General features: G+C 62.2%; 11 protein-coding genes. 9 read left to right on the plus strand and 2 right to left on the minus strand.

Going from position 1 to position 9,841, the window contains the following annotated elements:
* Positions 1-98 precede the first annotated feature (98 nt).
* Positions 99-749 (minus strand): hypothetical protein, encoded by a 651-nt coding sequence (locus HGO40_RS01020; RefSeq protein WP_186708274.1) that lies wholly within the window; start codon positions 747-749, stop codon positions 99-101.
* Between the two features lie 372 nt (positions 750-1,121).
* Between HGO40_RS01020 and coxB the strand changes: the two genes are divergently transcribed.
* The 4 genes from coxB to HGO40_RS01040 all read left to right on the plus strand — a co-directional run bounded on the left by coxB (position 1,122) and on the right by HGO40_RS01040 (position 5,499).
* On the plus strand, positions 1,122-2,249 hold the full coding sequence (gene coxB / locus HGO40_RS01025) for a cytochrome c oxidase subunit II (RefSeq protein WP_250961518.1): 1,128 nt from the start codon (positions 1,122-1,124) through the stop codon (positions 2,247-2,249).
* Between the two features lie 82 nt (positions 2,250-2,331).
* A complete protein-coding gene (gene ctaD, locus HGO40_RS01030) occupies positions 2,332-3,918 on the plus strand; it encodes a cytochrome c oxidase subunit I (protein WP_250961519.1) in 1,587 nt (528 codons plus the stop codon).
* A gap of 117 nt (positions 3,919-4,035) precedes the next feature.
* Positions 4,036-4,587: a cytochrome c oxidase assembly protein gene (locus HGO40_RS01035; protein WP_186708280.1), complete on the plus strand. Its 552-nt coding sequence runs from the start codon at positions 4,036-4,038 to the stop codon at positions 4,585-4,587.
* Positions 4,588-4,611: 24 nt separating this feature from the next.
* Complete coding sequence (locus HGO40_RS01040; RefSeq protein ID WP_186708282.1) at positions 4,612-5,499, plus strand: cytochrome c oxidase subunit 3; 888 nt, start codon at positions 4,612-4,614, stop codon at positions 5,497-5,499.
* A gap of 24 nt (positions 5,500-5,523) precedes the next feature.
* On the opposite strand, the gene HGO40_RS01045 is transcribed toward HGO40_RS01040, so the two are convergent.
* Positions 5,524-5,727, minus strand: coding sequence for a twin transmembrane helix small protein (locus HGO40_RS01045; RefSeq protein WP_186708284.1), 204 nt, complete (start codon positions 5,725-5,727; stop codon positions 5,524-5,526).
* A 70-nt stretch (positions 5,728-5,797) separates the two neighbouring features.
* Here HGO40_RS01045 and HGO40_RS01050 point away from each other — a divergent pair, with 70 nt between their 5' ends.
* From HGO40_RS01050 to HGO40_RS01070, 5 genes are read left to right on the plus strand one after another with little or no spacing between them, the layout of a single operon-like run.
* A complete protein-coding gene (locus HGO40_RS01050) occupies positions 5,798-6,535 on the plus strand; it encodes an SURF1 family protein (protein ID WP_250961520.1) in 738 nt (245 codons plus the stop codon).
* Positions 6,501-7,094, plus strand: a complete 594-nt coding sequence (locus HGO40_RS01055; RefSeq protein WP_250961521.1) for a PA_0111/PP_0108 family redox-active disulfide protein — start codon at positions 6,501-6,503, stop codon at positions 7,092-7,094. The genes HGO40_RS01050 and HGO40_RS01055 overlap by 35 nt, the downstream gene beginning before the upstream one ends.
* Before the next feature lie 10 nt (positions 7,095-7,104).
* A complete protein-coding gene (locus tag HGO40_RS01060) occupies positions 7,105-8,184 on the plus strand; it encodes a COX15/CtaA family protein (RefSeq protein WP_250961522.1) in 1,080 nt (359 codons plus the stop codon).
* Positions 8,172-9,071, plus strand: a complete 900-nt coding sequence (gene cyoE / locus HGO40_RS01065) for a heme o synthase (RefSeq protein WP_250961523.1) — start codon at positions 8,172-8,174, stop codon at positions 9,069-9,071. The genes HGO40_RS01060 and cyoE overlap by 13 nt, the downstream gene beginning before the upstream one ends.
* Positions 9,068-9,703, plus strand: coding sequence for an SCO family protein (locus HGO40_RS01070; RefSeq protein WP_250961524.1), 636 nt, complete (start codon positions 9,068-9,070; stop codon positions 9,701-9,703). The genes cyoE and HGO40_RS01070 overlap by 4 nt, the downstream gene beginning before the upstream one ends.
* Positions 9,704-9,841: the final 138 nt, after the last annotated feature.

The following is a 9,841-nucleotide window of genomic DNA, read 5'->3' on the forward strand; positions in this document are numbered from 1 at the left end:
GCTCGCGATGGCGGAGTGTCAGTCAACTGCGATGTGGCTGACCCTATGCCATCGCGAGCAAGCTCGCTCCCACAGGGGGTTTGTGTTTTTTCGGAGGATCAAGCCGCCGGCTGATCCAGCTCCAGGCCCACGCCCAAGCGACGGGACATGCACGGCCAGCGCTTCCAGGCTGCGCCGGTCTCAGGGCTGCTGAGCTTCTCGCGATAGGCTTCTACTGATTCCAAGGCAAACGTCTCGTCGTTGAGCATCTCGTCGAACGTGTGATGCACCACTTCGTCGAGTTGGTTGGCAAATGCCTCACCGATCAACTGGTGGGCGATCAGGTTGGCGACCGTCATGTCCAAGGGGATCAGTGGCTGGCCGAAATGCTTGATATAAAGGTCATTCACCTCTTCGACAAACCGGTGCGCCAGATAGGCTTCGTCCAGCAGGCTGTCGAGCCCGACATGCCCGGCCATGATGGTCGGCGGCTGGAGGAAATACTGTTCGGCAATCTTCAGTACCGGTTTGATCTGCGACTCGATACCCGCTTCCCTCGCCACGTCGTTGGCTGCGTCCAGCAGGTCGGGCACTTCATCGATGTACGCCGCGACAAACCGCGCGAGGGCGTTATTGGGGTTCGTGTCCGGCAATTGAATGGTGCGGTGCAGATGCGGTAACTGGGCCTCCAGTTGGCGGGTCAATTGGCCGGTCTCGGCTTCGTGTTGTTGGGCTTTTTGGATCTGCTCGCGCAATGCGGCGGTGTTCATGACAACTCCAGGAAACAAAGGCAATGAAATAGGGAAGACATAACTTAGCTGGCGCAAAAACACTCCTAAGACCTATTTTTCATAACTGCCCCTTCCTTGCTGCGTCACAGTTATATCGGTTTGCCATCACTCAGTTCGCATCCTTCTCCATTCGTGGGCTCTAGCGCAAGCCCCGGCTGTTTCAAACGATTTACGCCATCGCGTTGCGAGGTTGCAGGTGCTGTCTATACTCGGTTTGGAATGGAGTTAGCTGATGACACCCGATTGCATGTGCAGCAAGGCGCGGCGAGTCAATTAAGCAGTCTGAATAGCCGATCCCTTGCCGCAGGCTTTACGCCTACGGGATAACAAGAACGATAAGGGGAACCCGCAATGACGCGACATCCACACGTATGGATGGGCCTCCTGTTGTGGTCGATTTTCAGTCAGGCACAAGCGGCCTGGACTGTGATTATGGCGCCTGGAGCGACACAGATCAGCAACGCAGTGTTCGACCTGCACATGACCATCTTCTGGATCTGTGTGGTCATCGGCATCATCGTCTTCGGCGCCATGTTCTGGTCGATGATGATGCACCGCCGCTCAACCGGCCAGAATGCCGCGCACTTTCACGAAAACACCCGCGTCGAAATCCTCTGGACCATCGTGCCCTTCCTGATCCTGGTGCTGATGGCGATTCCTGCCACCGCGACCCTGATCAAGATGTACGACTCCAGTGAGTCGGAGATCGATATCCAGGTCACCGGCTACCAGTGGAAGTGGCACTACAAGTACCTGGGCCAGGACGTCGAGTTCTTCAGCAACCTGGCGACCCCCGCCGAACAGATCCACAACCAGAGCGCCAAGGGCGAGCACTACCTGTTGGAGGTCGACAAGCCGCTGGTGCTGCCGGTCGATGCCAAGGTGCGCTTTTTGGTGACCTCCGCCGACGTGATCCCCTCCTGGTGGGTGCCGGCCTTCGCGGTCAAGCGCGACGCCATCCCGGGGTTCGTCAACGAAGCCTGGACCCGCGTCGACAAGCCCGGCATCTATCGCGGCCAATGCGCCGAGCTGTGCGGCAAGGACCACGGCTTCATGCCGATCGTGGTGGAGGTCAAGAGCAAGCCCGACTACGAGAAATGGCTGGGCGAACGCAAGGCCGAAGCCGCGCAGCTCAAGGAGCTGACCAGCAAGGAATGGACGCGCGAAGAGCTCGTCGAGCGTGGCGACAAGGTCTATCACACCACCTGCGTGGCCTGCCACCAGGCCGAAGGCCAAGGCTTGCCGCCGATGTTCCCGGCGCTCAAGGGCTCGAAAATCGCCACCGGGCCGATCAAGGATCACCTGAACATTGTCTTCCACGGCAAGCCCGGCACCTCAATGGCGGCGTTCGGCAAACAACTGTCGGAAGTCGATATCGCTGCGGTCGTGACCTATGAACGCAACGCCTGGGGCAACAACAAGGGCGACATGGTGACGCCTAAAGAAGTGCTGGAACTCAAACAGGCGGAAAGCCAATGAGCCGGCCCGACGCTCGTTCCCATAACCGGTCGGGGCGCGTTGCCCCGCGCCGTCCAGCCCATTGGTTCGAAGGAGAAAGGACATGAGTGCTGTGATCGATGACCACGGTCATGCCGACCACGCCCACGGCCCCGCCAAGGGCCTGATGCGCTGGGTGCTGACCACCAACCACAAGGACATCGGCACGCTGTACCTGTGGTTCGCCTTCTCGATGTTCCTGCTGGGCGGCTCGTTCGCCATGGTGATCCGCGCCGAGCTGTTCCAGCCCGGTTTGCAGATCGTCCAGCCGGAATTCTTCAACCAGATGACCACCATGCATGGCCTGGTGATGGTCTTCGGCGCGGTGATGCCGGCGTTCGGCGGCCTGGCCAACTGGATGGTCCCGCTGATGATCGGCGCGCCGGACATGGCCCTGCCGCGCATGTACAACTTCAGCTTCTGGCTGTTGCCGGCGGCGTTCCTGATGTTGGTCTCGACGCTGTTCACTCCCGGCGGCGGGCCGAACTTCGGCTGGACCTTCTATGCGCCGCTGTCCACCACCTATGCGCCGGAAAGCGTGACGTTCTTCATCTTTGCCATTCACCTGATGGGTATCAGCTCGATCATGGGGGCGATCAACGTGGTCGCCACCATCCTCAACCTGCGCGCGCCCGGCATGACCCTGATGAAAATGCCACTGTTCGTCTGGACCTGGCTGATCACCGCGTTCCTGCTGATCGCGGTGATGCCGGTGCTGGCCGGCTGCGTGACGATGATGCTGATGGACATCCACTTCGGCACCAGCTTCTTCAGTGCCGCCGGTGGCGGTGACCCGGTGCTGTTCCAGCACGTGTTCTGGTTCTTCGGCCACCCCGAGGTGTACATCATGATCCTGCCGGCCTTCGGTGCCGTCAGCTCGATCATCCCGGCGTTCTCCCGCAAGCCGTTGTTCGGCTACACCTCGATGGTCTACGCCACGGCCGCCATCGCGTTCCTGTCGTTCATCGTCTGGGCGCACCACATGTTCGTGGTCGGCATCCCGCTGGTGGGCGAGCTGTTCTTCATGTACGCGACCCTGCTGATCGCCGTGCCCACCGGGGTGAAGGTGTTCAACTGGGCCAGCACCATGTGGCAGGGCTCGCTGACCTTCGAGACGCCGATGCTGTTCGCCGTGGCGTTCGTGATCCTGTTTTCCATCGGCGGTTTCTCCGGGCTGATGCTGGCCATCGCCCCGGCGGACTTCCAGTACCAGGACACCTACTTCGTGGTCGCGCACTTCCACTACGTGCTGGTGCCCGGGGCGATCTTCGGGATCTTCGCCTCGGCCTACTACTGGCTGCCGAAATGGACCGGCCACATGTACGACGAAACCCTCGGCAAGCTGCACTTCTGGCTGTCGTTCATCGGCATGAACCTGGCGTTCTTCCCGATGCATTTCGTGGGCCTGGCGGGCATGCCCCGGCGGATTCCCGACTACAACCTGCAGTTCGCCGACTTCAACATGGTCTCGTCCATCGGCGCGTTCATGTTCGGCACCACGCAGATCTTCTTCCTGTTCATCGTGATCAAGACCATCCGCGGCGGCCCGCCCGCACCGGCCAAGCCATGGGATGGGGCCGAGGGGCTGGAATGGAGCGTGCCGTCGCCGGCGCCGTATCACACGTTTACTACGCCGCCGGAAGTGAAATGAACGCCGCAGCTTTTGTGGGAGCGAGCCTGCTCGCGATGGCGGTAAGCCTGACATACCGCGTCGCGTCTTTCGCGAGCAGGCTCGCTCCCACAGGGCTCGGTGCAAGGAGCTGCATCCATGGCTGACTCGATCTCGCTGAAAAAACTGGTCACCCGCCTGCTCCTGGTGGTGGTCGCCATGTTCATCTTCGGGTTTGCCCTGGTGCCGATCTACGACGTGATGTGCAAGGCGTTCGGCATCAATGGCAAGACCGGTGGGCAGTACGAAGGCGAGCAGGTGGTCGATGAGTCGCGCCAGGTGCGTGTGCAATTCCTGTCGACCAACGCGGTGGACATGGTCTGGGACTTCTACCCCAAGGGCGATGAGCTGGTGGTCAAGGCCGGGGCGGTCAACGAGATGGTGTTTGTCGCGCACAACCCCACCGACCGGCCGATGAGCGCCCAGGCGGTGCCGAGCATCTCGCCGAGCAACGCGGCGGCGTATTTCCACAAGACCGAATGTTTTTGTTTTACCCAGCAAGTGCTGCAACCCGGCGAACGCATCGAAATGCCCATGCGCTTCATCGTCGACCGGGACATGCCCAAGGAAGTGAAGCATCTGACGCTGTCCTACACGCTGTTCGACATCACCGCTCGTCATCCACCGGTGGCTCTAAACACTGACCGATAGCGTGCCCGATAAGGAGAACAATAAATGGCAACTCATGAGCACTATTACGTTCCGGCCCAGAGCAAATGGCCGATCATCGCCACGGTCGGGATGTTCGTCACGGTGTATGGCCTGGCGACCTGGTTCAACGACCTGAAAGCCGACCGCCCGGATTCCCACGGCCCGCTGATCTTTTTCGTCGGCGGCCTGCTGGTGGCCTACATGCTGTTCGGCTGGTTCGGCGCGGTCATCAAGGAAAGCCGCGCCGGGCTGTACAGCGCCCAGCTCGACCGCTCGTTCCGCTGGGGCATGAGCTGGTTCATCTTTTCCGAAGTGATGTTCTTCGTCGCCTTCTTCGGTGCGCTGTTCTATGTGCGCATGGTCTCGGCGCCGGGGTTGGCCGGTGAAGGCAGCAAGGGTTTATCGGAAATGCTCTGGCCGAACTTCGAATACGTCTGGCCGTTGTTGAACAACCCCGATCCCAAGCTATTCCCACCGCCCAAGGATGTGATCAGCCCTTGGGGCTTGCCGCTGCTCAACACCATCCTGCTGGTCAGCTCCAGCGTCACCGTGACCATCGCCCACCATGCCCTGAAAAAAGGCCATCGTGGCGCGCTGAAAATCTGGCTGGCGATCACCGTGCTGCTGGGTTGCGCCTTCCTGGGCTTCCAGGCCGAGGAATACATCCACGCCTATAAAGAGCTGGGCCTGACGTTGGGCTCGGGAATCTACGGCGCGACGTTCTTCATGCTCACGGGCTTTCACGGCGCCCACGTCACCATCGGCACGATCATCTTGTTCGTGATGCTGATGCGCATCATGCGCGGGCATTTCGACAACGAGCACCAGTTCGGCTTCGAGGCCGCGAGCTGGTACTGGCACTTCGTCGATGTGGTGTGGATCGGCTTGTTCTTCTTCGTCTACATCCTCTGAGGCAGCCGTTACCAGGGCGGCTCTTTACCAAGGAGCATGCGACACCAACTGGCCGCTGAAAAAGCCCCAGGCGATCAAGCCGACGGTGACGGCGGCCAAGGCGACACGAATCGCCAGGGCGATGGCCAGTCGATTGGAACTGCTGTCGTCCTTGACCAGAAAAAACAGGCCGCTGAACAGGCTGGCAATCGTGGCGATCAGCATCAGGGCGATGGCTGCTTTGAGCATTAGGGACACTCCGGGGGGACGCGATGCACGTGAGTATAGCTATCCCGTTCGACAGCTTTCGGGCGACGCCATGAAAGGCTTCCGGCCGGGCATCGTGCCGTCATTGGTGGTGGCCGTGCTGGTGCCAGTGATGGTGTGCCTGGGGTTCTGGCAACTGAGCCGGGGCGAACAGAAGCGTGTGCTCATGGACACTTACGCCGAGCGCCGCGTGGCGGCGCCGATGGACAGCAGCGAGCTGGCGCACACCTCGGACCCGGCCTTTCGACCGGTCACGCTGCAAGGCCAGTTCGACGCCGAGCACAGCATCCTGCTGGATAACCGCCAGCACGGCGGCAAGGTCGGCGTCGAATTGCTGCAACCGTTCCTCGACCACCGCACCGGGCTGTGGCTGCTGGTCAATCGCGGCTGGCTGCCCTGGCCGGACCGGCGCATCCCGCCGGTCTTCAACACCCCGGAACAACCCGTGAGCCTTCAGGCCTGGGTCTACGTCGCACCCGGCGCCACCTTCCAACTTCACGCCGACCCGGCCGGTGCACCCTGGCCGCGACTGGTCACCGCCATCGAGCCGGACAAGCTCTGGGCCGACCTCGACCGCAACGGCTTCGCCTATGAATTACGCCAACAAAGCGGCCCCGGCGCCTACCGGACCGATTGGCCGGTGGTGGCCATGGGGCCGGAAAAACACCTCGGCTATGCCGTGCAGTGGTTCGCCATGGCGGCGGCGCTGTTCGGCCTGTTCCTTTATCTCGGATGGCACAACGCAGGGAGACACCATGGGAAACACCATGAATCCAACCAACACGTCTGAGGCGCCCGACGCACGCAGCCGTCGCAAGGGCCGCGTGCAATTGCTGCTGATCGTGCTGGGCGTGATCGGCCCGATGATCCTCGCCACCGGCATGTACAAATTCCAGTTCTGGGTGCCCGACAGCCGCAGCTACCACGGCGAGTTGATCGGCACCGGCCAGACCCGCGCCGAGATTGGCGTACAAGCCGATGAGCAACGCTGGCAGATCCTGGTCACCGCGCCGCAGGAGTGCTCGGTGGACTGCCGCCAAATGGTCTATCTGGCGCGGCAGGTGCAGATCGGCCTGGGACGCGATGCCGGCCGCGCCAGCCATGCCCTGGCCATCGCGCAGCCGCTGGACAGCGAGTACGACGCCCAACTGCAACGCGAGTACCCGCAACTGCAACGTTATCCACTGGACCTGCCGGCGTATCAGAAAGGCGCCCAAGGCTCCGGCGGCGCCCAACTGTGGATCATCGATCCCCACAGCAACCTGGTGCTGCGCTACGACGCCAGGGTCAAGGGCAAGGACCTGCTCAACGACCTGCGCCACCTGCTGAAACTGTCGAACATCGGATGAGGGCATCGACATGGCCAAACCTGGATTTCGCCTCGCGCTGTTTGCCACGCTGCTGGCACTGATCGTCGTCCTGCTGGGCGCCTACACCCGGCTCACCCACGCCGGCCTCGGTTGCCCGGACTGGCCCGGTTGCTACGGCTTCATCAGCGTGCCCAAGAGCGAAGCCCAACTGGCCCATGCCGAGCTGCATTTCCCCGACACCCCGGTGGAAGCCCACAAAGGCTGGAACGAGATGGTCCATCGCTACTTTGCCGGGGCCCTGGGGCTGATGATTACCGCCCTGGCCGCTCGAGCCTGGATGAACCGTCGCCGCCCCGGCCAGCCTTTGAAATTGCCGCTGTTCTTGCTGGCCGTGGTCTTCGCCCAGGCAGCGTTCGGCATGTGGACCGTGACCCTCAAGCTCTGGCCGCAGGTGGTCACCGGGCATCTGCTGGGCGGGTTCGCGACGTTGAGCCTGCTGTTCCTGCTGACGCTGAGATTGTCTGGCGTATTACCCGCGCTGACCGTGCCCAAGCGCCTGCAACATTGGGCCACCGCCGGACTGCTGTTGGTGATCGGCCAGATTGCCCTGGGCGGTTGGGTCAGCTCCAACTACGCCGCCGTGGCCTGCATCGACTTCCCCACCTGCCACGGCCAATGGCTGCCGCCGGCGGATTTTGCCAACGGCTTCCACCTGACCCAGCACATCGGCCCCAACTATCTCGGCGGGCAACTGGACAGTGACGCCCGCACCGCCATTCACCTGACCCACCGCATCGGCGCCTTGCTGGTAACCGTGGTGCTGCTGGGCCTGGCCTGGCAATTGAAAAACGTCGGCATGACTCGGCTCGCCGGGCTGGTGCTGGCAGCATTGGCGGCACAGAGCACCCTGGGCATCAGCAACGTGCTGTTCCATCTGCCGGTGCCAGTGGCCGTCGCCCACAACGCCGGGGGCGCCGCGTTGTTGCTGACCCTGGTATTGGTCAACTATCACGCCCGTACCAGCCTGGTCCGGGTCAAGCATCAGGTCCCGCTGCGCTGGCGCTTCAACCCGCATAAACACAGCGTCAGCCCTATAACAATAAAAGGAGAGATGCCATGGCAACCCTGACCGGTGAACGCCACAGCCAAGCGATCTGGCGCGATTACCTGGAGCTGACCAAGCCGAAAGTGGTGGTGTTGATGCTGATCACCTCGCTGGTCGGCATGTTCCTCGCCACCCGTGCCGGCGTGCCATGGACCGTCCTGGTGTTCGGCAACCTCGGCATCGCCCTGTGTGCCGGCGGGGCGGCGGCGGTCAACCATGTGGTGGTCCGGCGCATCGACGCGGTGATGGCGCGCACCCACAAGCGGCCATTGGCCGAGGGCCGGGTCTCGCCGGCCGCCGCACTGACCTTCGCCCTGGCCCTGGCGGTGGCCGGCCAAGCCATGCTGCTGGCCTTCACCAACCCGCTGACGGCCTGGCTGACCCTGGCCTCGTTGCTGGGGTATGCGGTGGTCTATACCGGTTTCCTGAAACGGGCGACGCCGCAGAACATCGTCATCGGCGGCCTCGCCGGCGCCGCGCCGCCACTGCTGGGCTGGGTCGCGGCCACCGGGCATGTCAGCGCCGAGCCGCTGTTGCTGGTGCTGATCATCTTCGCCTGGACCCCGCCGCACTTCTGGGCCCTGGCGATTCACCGCAAGGAGGAATACGCCAAGGCCGACATCCCGATGCTGCCGGTGACCCACGGCGAGCACTACACCAAGATCCACATCCTGCTGTACACCCTGGTGCTGCTGGCGGTGAGCCTGATGCCGTTCGTGATCCAGATGAGCGGGATGCTGTACCTGATTTGCGCACTGGTGCTGGGTGCCCGGTTCCTGCAATGGGCCGTGGTGTTGTACCGTGGCAGTCGGCCGCACGCGGCGATCAACACCTTCAAGTACTCTATCTGGTACTTGTTCCTACTGTTCATCGCCCTGCTCGTTGATCACTACTTACTGTTGAGCCTATGACTCGAACCCAGAAAACCGTCTTCATCCTCGCGGCCGTGATCGCAGTGATCCTCGGCCTGACCATCAACAAAGTGCTGTCCAGCAAAGGCCAGGGCGACCCGACCGCGTTGATCGACGCCGGCATCATCCTGCTGCCCCAGAGCCGCAACCTGCCGGACGTGAAAATGACCGACCAGGATGGCCAGCCCGTGGCGATGGACGGGTTGAAAGACAAATGGAGCCTGCTGTTCTTCGGCTACACCTTCTGCCCGGACATCTGCCCGACCACCCTCGCCCAACTGCGCCAGATCAAAAGCGAACTGCCGCCCGAGGCGGTGGCCAAATTGCAGATCGTACTGGTGAGCGTCGCCCCGAACCGCGACACGCCCAAGCAACTCAAGCAGTACCTGGGTTACTTCGATCCGCAATTCAAAGGCCTGACCGCTTCATCAGTGGAAGACCTGCAGAAACTGGCGAATGCGGTGAGCATCCCGTTCATCCCGGCGGACACCAGCAAGCCCAACTACACAGTTGACCACAGCGGCAACCTCGCCGTGATCGGCCCGGACGGTACTCAGCGTGGGTTTATTCGGGCGCCGTTGAATAATCAGAAGTTGGTGGCGCAGTTGCCGGAGATGCTCAAGCGGAAATAAGGCCAAGGCGAGGCCGCCTGCTCTCTGCAGCCTGGGGCATCAGTGGGAATACAGATCCCCTGTGGGAGCGAGCTTGCTCGCGATGACGCCAGCCCAGACACCACCCGTGGCGAGGGAGCTTGCTCCCGCTCGGCCTGG

Source organism: Pseudomonas sp. CG7, assembly GCF_023701885.1.
GTDB lineage: Bacteria > Pseudomonadota > Gammaproteobacteria > Pseudomonadales > Pseudomonadaceae > Aquipseudomonas > Aquipseudomonas zanjanensis.